The following is a 16,272-nucleotide window of genomic DNA, read 5'->3' on the forward strand; positions in this document are numbered from 1 at the left end:
TGATTCACGGAAAGCGTGGTCATTCCGCGCGCGATAGCCACGCTTTCCGTGAATCAGCGGGCAAGAGGCGGGGTGGGGGGTGGGGTGGGGTGAGGTGGGTCAGAAGGCGGTGGCCTGGGCTCGGCGCTTGACCTCGCGGGCCTGGTCACCGGCGAGCGCGGCGGCGGGGGTGCCGGGCAGGCTCGGGTCCTCCCGGTAGAGCCAGCGCAGCGCCTCCTCGTCGTCGTACCCGGCGTCGGCGAGCAGGTTGAGCACGCCGGGTAGGTGCTTGAGCACGGTGTGGTTGGCCACCAGGTCGGCCGGGATCCGGCGGACGCCGTCGCGGCGCACCGCGAGCAGCTCGCGGTCCCGGATCATCTGGTGCACCTTGCTGATCGACAGGTCGAGGCGCTGGGCCACGTCCGGCAGGGTCAGCCAGCCGGCCGGGTCGGCCGGTCCGGGCAGGTCGGCGCCGGCCTCGGCGGGTACGGAATCGGTCACCCGACCACCCTGCCACGAGCCTGCCGCACCGGTTGCACGGCACCCCGGGACCCGCCCGTGGAGCGTGGCTGCCCACCGGTGTCGGAACCCGGCGGTAGCATCCTGTTCATCCTTCGCCGTTCCGACACATAGACTGCCTGCCGATGGACACACAGGTCGCCGACACGTTGCTGGGCTCGCTTATCGACGGGCGCTACCGCATTCGCGGTCGCGTGGCCCGTGGTGGCATGGCGACCGTCTACACCGCCACCGACGAGCGCCTGGAACGCACCGTGGCGGTCAAGATCATTCATCCGACCCAGGCGCCCCAGGCGCGGGCCCGGATGGCCGGTTTCGTCGAGCGCTTCACCGACGAGGCCAAGACCATCGCCCGGCTCACCCACCCGAACGTGGTCGCGGTCTACGACCAGGGCATCCACGCCGGCCTGCCCTATCTGGTGATGGAGTACGTCCGCGGTCGCACGCTGCGCGACGTGCTCGCCGAGCGGCGCCGGCTCGACCCGGACGAGGCGCTCGCGATCGCCGAGCAGATGCTCGCCGCGATCGCCGCCGCACACCGGGCCGGCCTCGTGCACCGCGACGTCAAACCGGAGAACGTGCTGGTCGCCGAGGCGCCCGCCGGCGGCCGGGGCGACCTGGTCGACAGCGTGGTCAAGGTGGCCGACTTCGGGCTGGCCCGCGCGGTCGAGGCCAGCGCCGAGGAGGAGAACGGCAACCAGCTCATGGCGACCGTGGCGTACGTGGCGCCGGAGCTGGTCACCCAGGGCCACGCGGACCCGCGCACCGACGTCTACTCCGCCGGCATCGTGCTGTTCGAGATGCTCACCGGTCGGGTGCCCTACGACGGCGACCGCCCGGTGGAGGTCGCCTGGCAGCACGTCGACCGCGACGTGCCGGCACCGTCCACCCTGGTCCCGGCGTTGCCGCCGGCCCTCGACGCGCTCGTCGCCCGCGCCACCCGGCGTGATCCGGCGGCACGGCCGGCCGACGCCGGGGCGCTGCTGACCGAGGTGCAGACGGCCCGCGACGAGCTGGGCAACCCGCACGCGCACACCGCGGTGCTGCGCCAGATCGGCGACGACACGTCGGTGCTGAGCCAGCCGACGCAGGTGGTGGCCGCGCTCAGCCCGGCCGCGCGTCCGGCCTGGGCCCGGCTGCCCGAGGGCGGCGGGCAGCGCCCGCACCGACGCCGGGCCGAGGAGCCGGAGGGGCCGGGCGCCCGGCTCGCCGCCCTGCGTACCCGGGTCATGGGCTCGCCGCGCGGCCGGCTGGCGGTCGCCGCGGTGGTCGTGGTGCTCGGCCTGGTGGCCGCCGGCGGCGGCTGGTGGTTCGGGGTGGGCCGATACACGGTCGCGCCGCAGCTCGTGAGCCTGACCAAGGCCGACGCCGAGGCGCAGGCCGAGCGCGCCGGGTTCACGCTGCGCTACGCCGATCCCCGCTACGACGAGCAGGTGCCCAAGGACACCGTGCTCGGGCAGACGCCGGGGTCGGCCGCCCGGATCGTCAAGGGCGGCACCATCACCCTGACGCTGTCGCTCGGCCCGGAGCGGCTGCCGGTGCCGGACGTGGTGGGCAAGGACTACGAGCTGGCCCAGGCCGAGCTGACCGACGCCAAGCTGGCGCCGGCCAAGGGTTCCTCCCGCTACGACGACGCATTGCCGGCCGGCGTGGTGCTGGCCACCGACCCCAAGGTGGGCACGGTGGTCAAGCCCGGGTCGAAGGTGACGCTGATCCTCAGCAAGGGTCGCGCCCCGGTGACCGTGCCCAACCTGGTCGGCAAGAACCTCAATGATGCCCGGAGCATCCTCGGGAAGCTCGGGTTGAACCCGGAGGAGAACTTCAAGGACTCCGACAAGCCGAAGGACGAGATCCTCGGCCAGAGCCCGGCCGACGGCACCGGCGTGGAGAAGGGCGCCAAGGTCAAGCTGGAGATCAGCAAGGGCCCGCCCCAGGTGACCGTCCCCCGGGTGATCGACATGCCGTGCCAGCAGGCCAAGCAGACGCTGGAGAGCCAGGGCTTCCCGGTCAACGTCCAGCTCAACCCGAACGGCACGGTCAAGATCCAGAATCCGGCCGAGAACACGCCGGTGCCGCCGGGCACCACGGTCACGGTGACCTGCCTGTGAGCGCGAGGAGCGAGCCGGTCCTGCGAGCCCCGCAGTCGCGAACGAAAGCGAGCCCGGTGAGCACGGCGCACGGGGCCGGCGACCGCCGCCGGGTGGGCTCGCACACGCCCACCTCCGGCGGGCTGGCCCGCGCCGCGTTGCCGTACGCGGAGGCGGCCGGCTCGGAGGCGGTGCAGGTCTACGTCTCCAACTCGCGCGGCTGGGCGCTGCCGGCGGGTGACCCGACGCAGGACACGCTGTTCCGCGACGGCTGCGGCGAACGTGGCCTGCCCGTCTTCATCCACGCCTCGCTGCTGGTCAACCTCGGCTCCCCCACCCCGGCCACGGTCGCCCGGTCGGTGGAGACGCTTGCCCACGCGCTGCGGCGCGGCCGGGCTATCGGCGCCGAGGGCGTGGTGTTCCACGCCGGCAGCTCGGTCGACGAGGGGCATGCGGAGGCGGCCTTCCGGCAGGTCCGGGCATCGCTGCTGCCGCTGCTGGACGAGTCGGCGTCCGTCGGCGGGCCGATGCTGCTGGTCGAGCCGAGCGCCGGGGGCGGCCGGTCGTTGGCCTCCCGGGTCGAGCACCTCGGCCCCTACCTGGACGCGGTCGACCGGCACCCCATGCTCGGCGTCTGCTTCGACACCTGCCACGCCTGGGCCGCCGGGCACGACCTGGCCGCCGAGGGTGGCATGACCGCCACGCTGGACACGCTCGTCGCCACGGTCGGCGTCGACCGGCTACGGCTGGTGCACGCCAACGACTCGAAGGACCTGTGCGGCTCCACCCGGGACCGGCACGAGAACATCGGCAAGGGCGGCATCGGCGAGCCGGCGTTCGCCGAGCTGATGCGTCACCCCGCGACCGCCGGTGTCCCGGTGCTGGTGGAGACCCCGACGGAGAAGCACGTCGGCCACGCCGCCGACATCGCCACGCTGCGGCGTCTGCACCCCTGACAGCGCCTGGGCCCCGGGCCACCGGCTCCCGCGGGTGGTCAGTCGGCGCGCAGCGCGGTGGTCAGGATCTCGGCGGCGCGGTCGACCTCGGCGTCGGTGACGTCCAGGTGGGTGACCAGCCGGGCGGTACGCGGGCCGAGCACCGAGATCAGCAGGCCCTCCGCCCGGGCGGCAGCCGCGAGGGCGTGCGCGTCGAGCGGATGTTTGGTCAGGTCCAGCGGCACGATGTTGGTCCGCACGCCGGTCGCGAGCACCCCGTGCGGGGCGACCGCCTCGGCCAGCCGGGCGGCCTTGGCGTGGTCGTCGGCGAGCCGCTCGACGTGGTGCGCCAGCGCGTACCGGCCGGCGGCGGCGAGGATGCCGACCTGCCGCATGCCGCCGCCCATCCGCTTGCGCAGGAACCGGGCCCGGGCGATCTTCTCCGCGCTGCCCAGCACCAGCGAGCCGACCGGCGCGCCCAGGCCCTTGGAGAGGCAGACCGACAGCGTGTCGAACAGCGTGCCGTACTCGGCCAGCGGCACCCCGTCGGCCACGTGCGCGTGCCAGATCCGGGCGCCGTCGCAGTGCAGGGCGAGCCCGTGCTCGTCGGCGACCGCACGCAGCCGGCGCAGCGTGGACAGCGGGATCACCCCACCGCCGCCCCGGTTGTGGGTCTGCTCCACCGCGATCGCCCGGGTGGGCACCGCGAAGTAGCCGTCCGGCCGGATCATCCCGACGACCACGTCGGGGTCGATCTCCGCGCCCACCGCCGGCCAGGTCCGCGACGAGATCCCGCCGTACGCCGCCGCGGCGCCCACCTCGTACGTGACCACGTGCGCGTCGGCGTCGCAGAGCAGCTCGTCGCCGGGTGGGACGAGCAGTTGCAGGGCGAGCTGGTTGGCCATCGAGCCGCTCGGGGCGAACAGCGCCGCCTCGTGCCCGAACCGGGCGGCCACCTCGGCTTCGAGCGCGACGACGGTCGGGTCCTCGCCGTAGACGTCGTCGCCCACCTCGGCGGCGGCCATGGCCTCGCGCATCCCCGGTGTCGGCCGGGTCACGGTGTCCGTACGAAGGTCGATCACGCTATCCACCGCATCTTCTTCGGCTGACGACTGCGGGGCTCGCAAGCTCACTCCTCGCGTCAGCCACATCTTCTTCGGCTGACGACTGCGGGGCTCGCAAGCTCACTCCTCGCGTCAGCCACGGAGCATCTCCGCGACCAGGAACGCCAGCTCCAGCGACTGCTGGGTGTTCAGTCGCGGGTCGCAGGCGGTTTCGTACCGGTCGGGCAGGTCGAGGTCCTCGATGCCCTGGGCGCCGCCGAGGCACTCGGTGACGTCCTCGCCGGTCAGCTCGACGTGCAGGCCGCCCGGGTGCGTCTCCAGGCCGCGGTGCACCTCGAAGTAGCCCAGCACCTCGTCGACGATCCGGTCGAAGTGCCGGGTCTTGTAGCCGTTGGAGGACTCGTGGGTGTTGCCGTGCATCGGGTCGCACTGCCAGACGACCTTGGCGCCGGCGGCGGTGACCTTGGCGACGATCGGCGGCAGCGCGTCCCGGACCCGGTGGTTGCCCATCCGGCTGATCAGGGTGAGCCGGCCGGGCACATTGTCCGGGTTGAGCTTCTCGCACAGCTCGATCGCCTCGTCCGGGGAGGTGGTGGGGCCGAGCTTGACGCCGATCGGGTTGGCGATCCGGGAGATGAAGTCGATGTGCGCGCCGTCGATCTGCCGGGTCCGCTCGCCGATCCAGAGGAAGTGCCCGGACAGGCCGTACGCCTTGCGGTCGGAGATCCGGGTCAGCGCCCGGTCGTACTCCAGGGCCAGGGCCTCGTGGGAGCAGTAGAGCGTGACCGTCCGCAGCGCCTCGTCGTCGGTCATCCCGCAGGCGCGGATGAGCGCCAGCGCCCGGTCGATCTCCCGGGCGATCGCCTCGTAGCGCTCGCCGGCCGGGGACCGCCGGACGAAGTCCTTGTTCCAGTCGTGCACCGCGTGCAGGTCGGCCAGCCCACCGGCCAGGTACGCCCGCAGCATGTTCATCGCGGCGGCCGAGTTGGCGTACGCCCGGATCATGCGTTGCGGGTCGGCGACCCGCGCCTCCGGCGTGGTCTCCAGCGAGTTGATCATGTCGCCGCGGTAGGCGGGCAGGCCGCGCGCGTCGGTGGGCAGGGACCGGGGCTTGGTGTACTGGCCGGCGACCCGGGCCACCTTCACCACCGGCAGCGACGCGCCGTAGGTGAGCACGATCGCCATCTGGAGCAGGGTGCGGGCGTTGGCCAGCAGGTGGCTCTCGGTGTTGTCGACGAAGGTCTCCGCGCAGTCACCGCCCTGGAGCAGGAACGCCTTGCCCTCGCAGACCATGGCCAGCCGCCGCCGCAACTGGTCGACCTCGTAGGGCGCGACCACCGACGGCACCGTGTCCAGCACCGTGCACACCTCGGTGACCTGCGCCGGGTCGGTCCAGGGCGGGGTTTGCGCGCGTGGCAGCTCCCGCCAGCGGTCGAGGCCGAGGGCCACGTCCTCGGCGGAGTCGGCGGTCGGGCGGCTGGTCTGCAGACCCGGGCTGCCCACGGCGGGGTGACTCAGCTGATGCCACTCATGGCGCATACCCGAGAGCGTACGGCGACCGTCCGGGCACGTCTTCCCGAGGGGGACGGTCCCGGTGGGTGGGAGGCCGGCGGCCGGGTCAGGGCGTGGTGCTCGGCGCGGCCGAGTTGCCGCCCGGCGCCTCGCCGGCGATGCACCAGTCCGCGCCGGTGCGGGTGACCGTGAACAGCAGCGCGCGGTCGGCCTCGTGGGAGCCGGCGGCCACCGTGATCACGGCGCTCACCTCCTGCCCCTTCGAGCCGGTGCGGACGTCGGTGATGGTCGCCCGCGGCACCGTGAAGTGCTTGGCGAAGTCGCCGTTCGGGCCGGTGGCGGCGGCGTCGAAGGCGGCCCGCATGGGCGCGCAGAGCTGGCTCCGGCCGGCGTCGGTGTCCCGCGCGGCCAGCGCGTCCAGGTATGCCTGCACCCGCTCCCGGCTCTTCGCCGCGGCCTCCTCCGCCGGCGCCCGGCCGGTCGGTGCGGCGGCGCCACCGGCGTCGGCCTCTCCGCAGCCGGCCAGGCCGACCGGCAGGAGCGCGAGCAGGACGGTGACGGCCGCCACCCTCCGCTGCTGCTGACCCATCGGTCCCTCCCATCGGCGCCGGGGCATCGCGACGTGCCCGGCCGGCGAGTCTGTCACACCGGCCCGCGCGCCGGTCGCCGGCCTCCCCATCCTCGCTCGGATCGCCCCCGGCCGGCCACCCGGCACGCCCGCCGACCTGCGTCCCGGACGCCGATCGCTAGTCTCGGGCGGCGGGGCGGCACGGATCCCGCCCTTTCGGGAGGTGACGGACCATCCTCGCCGTGACATCTGTCGACACCCTGTGGCTGCCCCCGGCCGAACGGTTCGACTTCTGGCAGGACCTCGTCGCTCGGCAGTCGGCGGCGGCCACGATCCGGAGCACGCACGCGGACGACTTCACCGCCTCGGCCCGCGTGATCGATCTCGGCACGGTCCGCCTCGGCGTCTGGCGTTACCCGTCGCTGGAGCTCAGTCGCCCGGCCCGCATGATCGACAGCGGCGACCCGGAGCTGTACCAGCTCGCGCTGCCGCTGTCCGGGCGCGGGGTGATGACGCAACAGCGTCGCGAGTCGCCGCTCGACCCGTCCGCGTTCGCTCTCGTCGACACGGTCCGACCGCACGGCTCCAAGCTACGGCCGGACGGCGCGACACCGGGAGCGGTGGAGACGTTGACCGTCCTGCTGCCGCACCGGGCGTTGCCGCTGGCCGCGCATCGGCTGGCGGAGCTGTTCGCCGCCGACATCCCGGCCCGCACCGGGATGGGCGCGCTGCTCGCCGCGTTCCTGCGGCGGATCGTGGCGCACCCGGAGCAGTACGCGCCGGCCGACACCCCGCTCCTCGACCGGATCGCCCTGGACCTGGTCACCGGCGCTCTGGCCGGACGCCTGGGCGTCGAGCGGGAGCTGCCGGTCGACGTCCGGGTCACCGGGCTCCGGACGCGGGTGACGGCGTTCGTCCGGCAGCACCTGACCGACCCGGGGCTCTCCCCGGCCGCCGTCGCGGCGGCGCACCATCTGTCGTTGCGGTCGTTGCACCGGCTCTTCGAGGGCACCGGTACGACGGTCGGCGCGTTGATCCGTACCGGCCGGTTGGAGCGGGCGGCCCGGGACCTGGCCGACCCGGGGCTGCGGCGGCTGAGCGTCGCGCAGATCGCCGTCCGGTGCGGCTTCGCGCACCCGGCGCACTTCAGCCGCGCGTTCCGGGCCGCCTACGGGATGTCCCCGGGGGAGCACCGGGAACGGGCCGCCCGGGGGTGACCACGCGGGCGGGGAGGGGCCGGTGCGGCCCCTCCCCGCCGGGTGGGTGATGCGTGGTGGTGCGTCGGCCTCGGCTCAGCCGAGACCGCCCTTGATGGCGCCGATCAGCTCACCGTTGCTGGTGTCACCGGAGAGCTCCCAGAAGAACGCGCCACCGAGGCCCTGGCTGTTGGCGTAGCTCATCTTCCCGCCGATGGTGGACGGGGTGTCGTAGCTCCACCAGTTGCTGCCGCACTTGGCGTAGGCCGTGCCGCCGACCGTGGCCGTGGCCGGGCAGGTGTTCTTGAGGACCTTGTAGTCCTCGATGCCCGCCTCGTAGGTGCCCGGCGCCGCGCCGGTGGCGCTGCCGCCGGGAGCGGTCTGGGTGACGCCGGTCCAGCCGCGGCCGTAGAAGCCGATGCCGAGCAGCAGCTTGTTCGACGGCACGCCCTTGGACTTGAGTTTCTGGATCGCCGCGTCCGACCAGAAGCCCTGCTGCGGGATCCCGGAGTACGAGTAGAGCGGGGAGTGCGGCGCGGTCGGCCCCTGGGCGGCGAAGGCGCCGAAGTAGTCGTACGTCATCGGCATCAGCCAGTTGAGGTTCGACGCCGCGCCGGCGTAGTCGGTCGCGTCGATCTTGCCGCCGTTGCTGCCGTCGGCGGTGATCGCCGCGGTGACCAGGAAGCTGGAGCCGAACTTGCTCCGCAGCGCGGAGACCACGTTCTTGAACGCGTTCGGGCCGCTGGAGTCGCACTGGAGGCCGCAGGCGTTCGGGTACTCCCAGTCGATGTCGATGCCGTCGAAGACGTCCGCCCAGCGCGGGTCCTTGACCAGCGAGTAGCAGGAGTCGGCGAACGCGGCCGGGTTCTGCGCGGCCTGGGTGAAGCCGGCCGACCAGGTCCAGCCGCCGAAGGACCAGAGCACCTTCAGGTTCGGGTACATCTTCTTCAGCTTGCGGAGCTGGTTGAAGCTGCCGCGCAGCGGCTGGTCCCAGGTGTCGGCCACGCCGTCGACGCTGTCCGCCGCGGTGTACGCCTTGTCGTAGTCGGCGTAGCTGTCGCCGATGCTGCACCGCCCGCCGGTGGTGTTGCCGAAGGCGTACAGGATGTGGGTCAGCTTCGCGGCGGAGCCGCTGGTGTGGATGTTCTTGACGTGGTAGTTGCGGCCGTAGACGCCCCACTCGGCGAAGTAGCCGACCACCTTCTTGCCGCCGGTGGGCGGCGTGGTGGTGGGCGGCGCCGTCGTGGTCGGCGGCTTGGTGGTGGGCGGCGCCGTCGTCGTCGGCGGTTTGGTGGTCGGCGCCGTCGTGGTCGGCGGTGCGGTGGTCGGGGTGCCGCCACCGGCGCAGGCGCCGCCGTTGACGGTGCAGTTCGACGGACCCTTGTACGCCCCGGTGCCGTTGTAGCCCCAGTTGAAGCTGGCGCCCGGGGCGAGCGGCCCGGCCCAGCTCTTGTTGACCGCGACGTAGTGGTTGCCGCTGCGGGTCACGTCGGCGTCCCAGAAGGTGCCGATCGTGGTGCCCGACGGCAGGTCGAACTCGATGCGCCAGCCGTTCACGCTGGCGCTGGTGCCGTTGGTGACGGTCACCCGTCCCTCGTGACCGGTCCCCCAGTCCTGCACCTTGGTGAACGTGGCGGTGACGCTGCCGGCGGCCGAGGCGGTGGTCATCGGCACCGCGGCGGCCACGAGCGCGACCACGGCGCCGGCGGCCCACGCGGCCCGGCGGAGCGATCTCTTCATACGGCGTCTCCCCAAACAGTTAGGAAACTTTCCAAATTGATTGCTGAGACGCTACTCACGCCGTCATCAGTTCGTCAAGATGCAGAGGCGTCGATTTCACGGGTGGCGCGGGGTGAGCCACCCGCCGGCCCGTAGCCTCGTCCCATGACCGTTTTCGACGTGCAGATCGACGCCCTCACCGGCGGCCCGGCCGACCTCGGCCGCTATCGCGGCCAAGCCCTGCTGGTGGTCAATGTGGCCTCCCGCTGCGGCCTCACCCCGCAGTACGCGGGCCTTCAGGCGCTCGCCGACGCATACGCCGGGCGCGGGCTGACCGTGCTCGGGGTGCCGTGCAACCAGTTCGCCGGCCAGGAGCCGGGCAGCGCCGCCGAGATCGAGGAGTTCTGCCAGGTGAACTACGGCGTGACCTTCCCGCTCACGGAGAAGGTCGACGTCAACGGCCCGGACCGGCACCCGCTCTATGCCGCGCTGGTGTCCACGCCGGACGCCGAGGGGCACACCGGCGACGTACGGTGGAACTTCGAGAAGTTCCTGGTCGCGCCGGACGGCGCGGTGGCCGCCCGGTTCGCCCCGCAGGTCACCCCCGACGACCCCGAGCTGCGCGCGGCGGTGGAGAAGGTCCTGCCGGCCTGAGGGTACGACGCGGCGGCGCGCCTCCGGCCGGAGGCGCGCCGCTCGCGGCCCTAGCGCTCCGGTCAGCCGGCGGCGGACCGGAAGACCGGGTAGTAACCGCCGGACTGCCCGGCCGCCGTCGGGTGGTAGGAGACGGTCAGGTTCAGCACGTTCAACGCGTGCAGCCACTTGGTGCCGTAGCTGCAGAGCTGGTGGCCGACGAAGACGGACCGCACGTCGGCGAACGTGAAGCCGGCGGAGGTGGCCGCCGTCCGGGTGAGGTCGTCGACCAGGTTGATGCCCTCGTTGATCTTCGCGCGCGAGGTGGCGGTGAGCCCGACGCAGACGGTGCCGAGCTGGTAGAAGACCGGATAGCCGACCACCACGACGCGGGCCGAGGGGGCCCGGCTCCGGATGCCGTTGTAGACGTTGGCGAGCCGGCCGGGCAGTTGGGTGCGGGCCAGGTTCATGGCCGAGTTCACCGCCGCCACGCACTGCGACTCGCCCTGGAGCACGCAGGTGCTCATGATGCTGGCGAAGCCGACGTCGTTGCCGCCGATCGTGACGCTGACGAGCGTGGTGGTCGAGGAGAGCGCGGAGAGCTGGCCGCTGATGACGTCCGCCGTGGTCGCGCCGGAGCAGGCGACCGAGCGGTACGAGGCCGGCCGGATGTTGGCGTTGTAGAGCGCCGGGTAGGCGTTGGTGCTGCGCAGGCAGTTTCCGCTCTCGGAGGTGTAGCTGTCGGCGCCGACGCCGGAGGCGTACGAGTCGCCGAGCGCGACGTAACGGTCGGACGGGGACGCCTGGGCGGGGGCGGCGGCCAGGGTCAGGGTGACCCCGATCGACGCGGCCAGGGTCAGGGCGAGGGTGGCAAGACGGGATCTCCGCACGTCGCACTCCTGGGGGTGGGAAGTGGTGGTGAGAGATAGATATCAGTGAGATCACTAAACAGGGAAGATCACCTATTTGTAGCCGACGCCCATAGCGACTTGTCCAGACAAATGGCCGCCGGCCCCCCGGTCGGCGATGCCGTAGGCCCCATCCGGGCCGGCGCACGCCCGTCCGCCGGCCCGGCGCTCAGCCCGCCTCCGCCGGAAGGATCAACCGCATCGCCGGCTCCACGGTCTCCCGGAAGCCCAACGCGCGGTAGAGCGGCCGGCCGGCCGCCGTCGCCCGCAGGTCGACCCGGTGTACGCCTCGACGACGGAACCAGGCCAGCAACGCGGTGACGCACGCCCGGCTGTGGCCCCGCCGACGGTAGCCCGGATCGGTGCTCACGTTGAAGACGTACCCGACCAGGCCGGTCGGATCGTCCGGGCCGCCCAGGCGCCGCTCGACCGTGCCCACCGCGCACGCCGCCAACGCGCTGCCCTCCGGCGCGCTGCCCTCCGGCGCGTCGACCACGAAGGCGGCCAGCCAGGGATCGGGCTCCGCCAACCAGGCGCGCAGGTTGTCCCGCGCCACGTCCTGCCAGCGGCCCGGAGCGGTCGGCGCGTCACTCATCGCGGCGAGCATCAGCCCGCGCAGCCGGACCAGTTCCTCGGCGTCCGCCGACGTGGCGCGACGCGCCTCACCCATCGCCGCGCCGGCTCAGATCGGCCGCCGGCCGGCGAAGCCGCACTCGACCCGGTGGTACCAGCGGACGTCGGTGTCCCCCTCCAACCAGCACCAGAGCACCGGCCGGCCGTCCCGCTCACCGGGGAAGTCGAGCAGCACCGGGGCGATGCCCTTGACCTCGATGTCGTGCTGGTGGAACTCCTCCACCACGGCGTGCATCCGGGCCTCCAGCGCCTTCACCTCGGCGAGTCCGCCGAGCGCGCTGGCGCCGTGGTCGGCCAGGTCGACCCGCAACTCGGCGAGGTCGGCCCGACACCGGATCAGCTCGTCGACACGAGGGCGCAGGGTGGCCACCAGGTGTCGCGCCTGGGCGAGAGTGAACACCCGGCCAGTATGCGGCACGTACTCCACCCCTGTCGCAGGGTCAATCCCGGCCACTCGCGGTAAGGGTCGGATGCGCGACTCTCGGATCAGAGTCGAACATGATCATCGGACGGTGGAGGATGACGGATCGGTTCTAGGATCGACGGGCTATGCCGGACCAGTAGGGCACGGGAAGAGAAGGTGGACACGCGGGATGTTCGACCACCGATTCACTCCGATCTTCAACGACTGCGTTCAGCGCTACCAGTCCCGGCCTGAAGTTCTGGCGGCGCTTTCGCAGGCGCTGACCGAGCTCGCGGTCAAGCCGTTCGGCAATCCTCGGCTGCAGACGCATGCCGTCCGTAAGGCCCAACCCGACACCTTCACGTCGTACGTCACGAACAAGGGACATCGGCTGATCTGGCGACGGGTAGGAAACGTCATCGTGCTGCTGCTCTTCGGCGAGCACGACGCCGTCTACCGCCGGGCAGAGCGACTACGCCTCGAAATCGACGACACGCAGAACGTGCTACGGGTCATTGACGAGGACCCAGAGACCGGACGAGACGTGCCCTACGCCAAGCGCCGGGCGGAGGAGGGCCGCCTTTTCATGGCCTGGAACGACGGGGAACTCTCCGCCTTCGGCTTCGCTCCGCACGAGATCCGGGTGCTACGGCACCTCAACGAGGATGCGGACCTCATCTCGCTGGACCGGCATATGCGACACGATGCCTGGCAGATGGCGATGAATCTCGCAATGTACGCCCGGCCGGACGGCGAACCGACCAGCCCGGCGCTTGAGGAGGAGCCGGCGCTCGCGGGGCAGCCGACCATTTCGGAGGACGACCGTCTTTCCGAGGCGTTGCGCAGCACTCGGACCAGCCCCGAATTCGTGCCCGTGCCCGCAGATCGCCTCGCGGACTGGCTGGCCAGACCAATCGAGGACTGGATGGTCTACCTCGACCCGGCGCAGCAGGATCTGGTCGACCGCTCGTACAGCGGGCCTGCGCGGATCCGCGGCGGAGCGGGGACGGGGAAGACCGTTGTAGCACTGCACCGAGCGAGGGCTCTCGCCCGGCTGGGCAGGAAGGTGTTGGTGACCACCTATGTTCGCAATCTACCCGAGGTATATCAACAGATCTTTGCACGCTTCGCGCCCGTCGAGCGAGACGCTGTGGAGTTCGCCAATGTGCACCGTTGGGCGTTGCAGTTTCTCCGCCGGCAAGGGGTGCCGATCCGGGTTGATCCGCGAGAGGCCGAGAAGGGATGGCGGGCGGCGTACAACCGTGTGGTCGACGCGAACAGCGTCCTGAGAAAGGGCGGGTTCAGCACCACCTACCTGTGGGAGGAGGTGGACTGGGTCATTCGTGGTCGGGCCCTGCCCGACTTGGGCGCGTACCTCGCTCTGGAGCGCAACGGACGAGGGACCCGGCTATCGAGTGATCTTCGCGCGGATGTGTGGCGACTGGCCACCGAGTACGCGAATGAGCTGGCCCAGCGTGGTGTGGCCGACTTTACGGATGTGCTGCTGCGGGCCCACGAGGTGGCGAAGAATGCCCCGTCCGAGTACGACGCGGTCATCGTGGACGAGGCCCAGGATCTGACCGACGCGGCGCTACGCCTGATCTACGCCCTGGTGGGCGATCGACCCAACGGCCTTTTGCTGGTGGGTGACGGACAACAGTCGATCTACCCGGGTGGCTTCAACCTGGCTTCGGTGGGCATCCGGGTGCGTGGTCGCTCTCATGTCCTGACCCACAACTACCGGAACACGCGGCAGGTGTACGAGGTCGCGCAGGCAGTCGTGGACGGCCACCCGTTCGACGACGGGGGCGACCGACCTGAGCCGGGGCTCCGTGCGGTCGAGGTGTCGCGCACCGGCGCTCCCCCGGTCTTCTCCGCCAACAGGAGCCACGAGGACCACGATCTGGCGTTGGCAGCCGCGATCGAGTCCGCCGTCGAAGAGGGCACCGGGATCGGTGATCTCGCGGTGCTCGTTCCCACCCGTGCGCTCGCGAGGCACTACACGGATTTCATCGACTCACTTGGTTTCCCGGCGCAGCGGTTGGAAGACTACGAGGGGAGTCCCACCACTCTCGTCAAGGTCGGCACCTACCAACGGGCCAAGGGCCTTGAGTTCAAACGTGCCTTCCTCCCCCGCCTGGATCCAGAGGGCTTGTCTGAGCGTCCGGCCCGAGGTGAGGATGCCGACGCGCATGCGGAGCGGATCGCCCTCGTGCGCCGGCAACTATTCGTGGCGATGACCCGGGCGCGCGACGGGCTCTGGCTCGGTTGGGTCGGCGAGCCCAGCGCGCTGTTGCCCATGTCGTGATCTGCGGATCGTCGCTGTCTGCTTCCGCGGGAGGGTGAGCGGCGACCGGGGCGCATGCCTACGACGGAAGTTCTGACACACCGCGCCGCACCCGCTCCGCGAAACGTTCGGTGCGTACGAGATCGCTCAACAAGGCGCCGGGCCGCTCGGCCTCGGTTTCCTGCTGCGCCACCACGACGACGGACAGCACCTCGCCGAAGTGGTGCTCGGATTCCAGCGGGTTCCACACCACCTTGAGGATCTTGTCGCAGGCATGCTTGCCGGCGGCTTTCTGGGGCCAGGGTCCCGTACCTACCAGACGGTCCTTGAGCCCGGCCAGCAGATGGTAGCGAGCCGCGCGATAACCCCAGAACGCCCGCTTGTTTCGAAAGAGCCACTCGAGCCGATAGAAGGCCGCCGCGCTTGCGTAGTAGACGTGTGGGTCGTGGTTCGGCTGGAAGAGCGCGCTCTCGTGCTTGCTCTTCAGCCGCGCGTAGCGACCCGTGCCAGCCGGCTCGCCGAGAACCATCGACGCGTACGCCTTGGTCAGTTGCCCTCGGGTGATGACCCGGGTGCGCTCGACGCTGGTGGTGCCGCTGTACTGACGGGACCGCCGCTCGTAGTACAGCCGGTGTGCCTCCGTATGAGCGGCGAAGTAGTCTTCGAGCTTCTTGTGGAACGATTCGCGCGCCGCCAGATCGTCTTCCGTGACCGCCGTCTGCCGGTTCGTCGCAGCGACGATGCCACCGATGACATCGTCGTCGTTCGACTGGATCAACCGGATGTTGACGTGCACGCCGTCTGACAGGCTCTCCTGTTGATCGAACAGAACATGACAGGTCTGACACCCATTGACGATCTGGAAGTCACGGATGTGGACGTCCTCACCGGCGGTGGTCAGCTCCCGGGCCACGATGGTGATTCCGTTGTTGAGCACCGCGAAGCGGTCACGGCGATCCGGATCCTGAAGGGTACGACGAATCTCCTCGTTGACGACGTTGTAACCCTGGAAGTCACGGACGTTCTCATAGAACAGAACCTTGCGAATCCCACCATTGGGGTCGGTGAGAATGTTCTCCACCAACTTCCGCGCCGGCAGCACGCCGAGGAACGCCTGCTCCACGCCGGGAATCTTGGGCAGTGGGAGCTTCTTCGGCATCGTGAAACTCGCACCGACGGCTTCCGACGCCTTTTTGTACAGCTCGCGCAGCTGCCCGGCACCCACCGCGACGACCTCCACGTCGTCGAACATGTTGAGTTCGCGCAACCGCTCCGCCGCAGCATGCCGCTTCTCGTCGAGCAGGTCGTCACCCGGGCGGCCGGTGGTGACGTAATGGACCGCCAGCTTCGGCAAGCCCTTGTTCAGTTTGCTGACGTTGTCGTAGACCGCGTCGACACAGGCGCGGAGGTTGGCGACGTCCTCCGACCGCTTGTAGGTCATGGGCTCCCGTCGAAAGACCTGCACGAGGTTGTCCGCCAGGTCCGTGAAGACCTTTGTCTCGAACTTCTCGCTGCGCTTGGCCTGGATGACGACGAAGCGAACGTCGAGCTGCTTGGATTTCTGGACCGCCTCACGGACCTCGTCGGCGTCGTCGAGCAGGTCGCCGTTGACGATGACGGCGGCGACATCGATCCCGAGGTCGTCACCGCCACCCATCCGGAACTGGTCGGGGTTGAAGTCATCCTCGTGGTAGCTGCTCAACACGCAGAACCCGGCGAACGCCTCGAACGCCTCGGCGTCGCTGAGCGCGGTCAGCTCCTGATCCTTCTGGAACTGCCTGGTCCAGCCCTCAAGGATGAAGTCCACACACACCTCCGGAAGCCCTGAT

14 protein-coding genes are annotated in these 16,272 nt (G+C 70.9%); 5 read left to right on the forward strand and 9 right to left on the reverse strand.

The window, feature by feature from the left end:
- Nucleotides 1-99: 99 nt before the first annotated feature.
- Entirely contained in the window at nt 100-480 is a 381-nt protein-coding gene (locus tag O7619_RS24685; protein WP_282283688.1) for an Rv2175c family DNA-binding protein, read from the reverse strand.
- A gap of 143 nt (nt 481-623) precedes the next feature.
- On the opposite strand from O7619_RS24685, the gene pknB reads away from it, so the two are divergent.
- Together pknB and O7619_RS24695 are read left to right on the forward strand one after the other, a co-directional pair.
- A complete protein-coding gene (gene pknB / locus O7619_RS24690) occupies nt 624-2,606 on the forward strand; it encodes a Stk1 family PASTA domain-containing Ser/Thr kinase (RefSeq protein ID WP_282283689.1) in 1,983 nt (660 codons plus the stop codon).
- Between the two features lie 56 nt (nt 2,607-2,662).
- Nucleotides 2,663-3,541, forward strand: a complete 879-nt coding sequence (locus O7619_RS24695) for a deoxyribonuclease IV (RefSeq protein WP_282283690.1) — start codon at nt 2,663-2,665, stop codon at nt 3,539-3,541.
- 38 nt (nt 3,542-3,579) lie between these two features.
- Here O7619_RS24695 and O7619_RS24700 read toward each other — a convergent pair whose 3' ends face one another.
- The 3 genes from O7619_RS24700 to O7619_RS24710 all read right to left on the reverse strand — a co-directional run bounded on the left by O7619_RS24700 (nt 3,580) and on the right by O7619_RS24710 (nt 6,685).
- Complete coding sequence (locus O7619_RS24700) at nt 3,580-4,602, reverse strand: GntG family PLP-dependent aldolase (RefSeq protein ID WP_282288934.1); 1,023 nt, start codon at nt 4,600-4,602, stop codon at nt 3,580-3,582.
- A 114-nt stretch (nt 4,603-4,716) separates the two neighbouring features.
- A complete protein-coding gene (locus O7619_RS24705; protein ID WP_282283691.1) occupies nt 4,717-6,123 on the reverse strand; it encodes a 3-deoxy-7-phosphoheptulonate synthase class II in 1,407 nt (468 codons plus the stop codon).
- Between the two features lie 79 nt (nt 6,124-6,202).
- Nucleotides 6,203-6,685 carry a hypothetical protein gene (locus O7619_RS24710; protein ID WP_282283692.1) on the reverse strand — a complete coding sequence of 161 codons (483 nt, stop codon included), beginning with the start codon at nt 6,683-6,685 and terminating at the stop codon, nt 6,203-6,205.
- A 221-nt stretch (nt 6,686-6,906) separates the two neighbouring features.
- Between O7619_RS24710 and O7619_RS24715 the strand changes: the two genes are divergently transcribed.
- Nucleotides 6,907-7,881: a helix-turn-helix domain-containing protein gene (locus O7619_RS24715; RefSeq protein ID WP_282283693.1), complete on the forward strand. Its 975-nt coding sequence runs from the start codon at nt 6,907-6,909 to the stop codon at nt 7,879-7,881.
- Between the two features lie 75 nt (nt 7,882-7,956).
- Here O7619_RS24715 and O7619_RS24720 read toward each other — a convergent pair whose 3' ends face one another.
- On the reverse strand, nt 7,957-9,600 hold the full coding sequence (locus tag O7619_RS24720; RefSeq protein WP_282283694.1) for a glycosyl hydrolase family 18 protein: 1,644 nt from the start codon (nt 9,598-9,600) through the stop codon (nt 7,957-7,959).
- A gap of 144 nt (nt 9,601-9,744) precedes the next feature.
- On the opposite strand from O7619_RS24720, the gene O7619_RS24725 reads away from it, so the two are divergent.
- Nucleotides 9,745-10,233, forward strand: coding sequence for a glutathione peroxidase (locus tag O7619_RS24725; protein WP_282283695.1), 489 nt, complete (start codon nt 9,745-9,747; stop codon nt 10,231-10,233).
- Between the two features lie 62 nt (nt 10,234-10,295).
- Here O7619_RS24725 and O7619_RS24730 read toward each other — a convergent pair whose 3' ends face one another.
- The 3 genes from O7619_RS24730 to O7619_RS24740 all read right to left on the reverse strand — a co-directional run bounded on the left by O7619_RS24730 (nt 10,296) and on the right by O7619_RS24740 (nt 12,153).
- Entirely contained in the window at nt 10,296-11,102 is an 807-nt protein-coding gene (locus tag O7619_RS24730) for an SGNH/GDSL hydrolase family protein (RefSeq protein WP_282283697.1), read from the reverse strand.
- 187 nt (nt 11,103-11,289) lie between these two features.
- Nucleotides 11,290-11,790 (reverse strand): GNAT family N-acetyltransferase, encoded by a 501-nt coding sequence (locus O7619_RS24735; RefSeq protein ID WP_282283698.1) that lies wholly within the window; start codon nt 11,788-11,790, stop codon nt 11,290-11,292.
- Nucleotides 11,791-11,802: 12 nt separating this feature from the next.
- The gene (locus O7619_RS24740; protein WP_282283699.1) at nt 11,803-12,153 is read right to left on the reverse strand and encodes a DUF2203 domain-containing protein; all 351 of its coding nucleotides are present in this window, start codon (nt 12,151-12,153) and stop codon (nt 11,803-11,805) included.
- A 193-nt stretch (nt 12,154-12,346) separates the two neighbouring features.
- Here O7619_RS24740 and O7619_RS24745 point away from each other — a divergent pair, with 193 nt between their 5' ends.
- Nucleotides 12,347-14,464 (forward strand): UvrD-helicase domain-containing protein, encoded by a 2,118-nt coding sequence (locus tag O7619_RS24745; RefSeq protein WP_282283700.1) that lies wholly within the window; start codon nt 12,347-12,349, stop codon nt 14,462-14,464.
- A gap of 58 nt (nt 14,465-14,522) precedes the next feature.
- Here O7619_RS24745 and O7619_RS24750 read toward each other — a convergent pair whose 3' ends face one another.
- Entirely contained in the window at nt 14,523-16,250 is a 1,728-nt protein-coding gene (locus O7619_RS24750) for an AIPR family protein (RefSeq protein ID WP_282283701.1), read from the reverse strand.
- Nucleotides 16,251-16,272 lie beyond the last annotated feature (22 nt).

This window comes from Micromonospora sp. WMMD998 (genome assembly GCF_029581235.1).
In the GTDB taxonomy this organism is placed as follows: Bacteria; Actinomycetota; Actinomycetes; order Mycobacteriales; family Micromonosporaceae; genus Micromonospora.

Coding starts and splice junctions, on each gene's coding strand:
- pknB (WP_282283689.1), top strand. CDS start 624: ATGGACACACAGGTCGCCGACACGTTGCTGGGCTCGCTTATCGACGGG.
- O7619_RS24705 (WP_282283691.1), bottom strand. CDS start 6,123: ATGCGCCATGAGTGGCATCAGCTGAGTCACCCCGCCGTGGGCAGCCCG.
- O7619_RS24710 (WP_282283692.1), bottom strand. CDS start 6,685: ATGGGTCAGCAGCAGCGGAGGGTGGCGGCCGTCACCGTCCTGCTCGCG.
- O7619_RS24720 (WP_282283694.1), bottom strand. CDS start 9,600: ATGAAGAGATCGCTCCGCCGGGCCGCGTGGGCCGCCGGCGCCGTGGTC.
- O7619_RS24725 (WP_282283695.1), top strand. CDS start 9,745: ATGACCGTTTTCGACGTGCAGATCGACGCCCTCACCGGCGGCCCGGCC.
- O7619_RS24735 (WP_282283698.1), bottom strand. CDS start 11,790: ATGGGTGAGGCGCGTCGCGCCACGTCGGCGGACGCCGAGGAACTGGTC.
- O7619_RS24745 (WP_282283700.1), top strand. CDS start 12,347: ATGTTCGACCACCGATTCACTCCGATCTTCAACGACTGCGTTCAGCGC.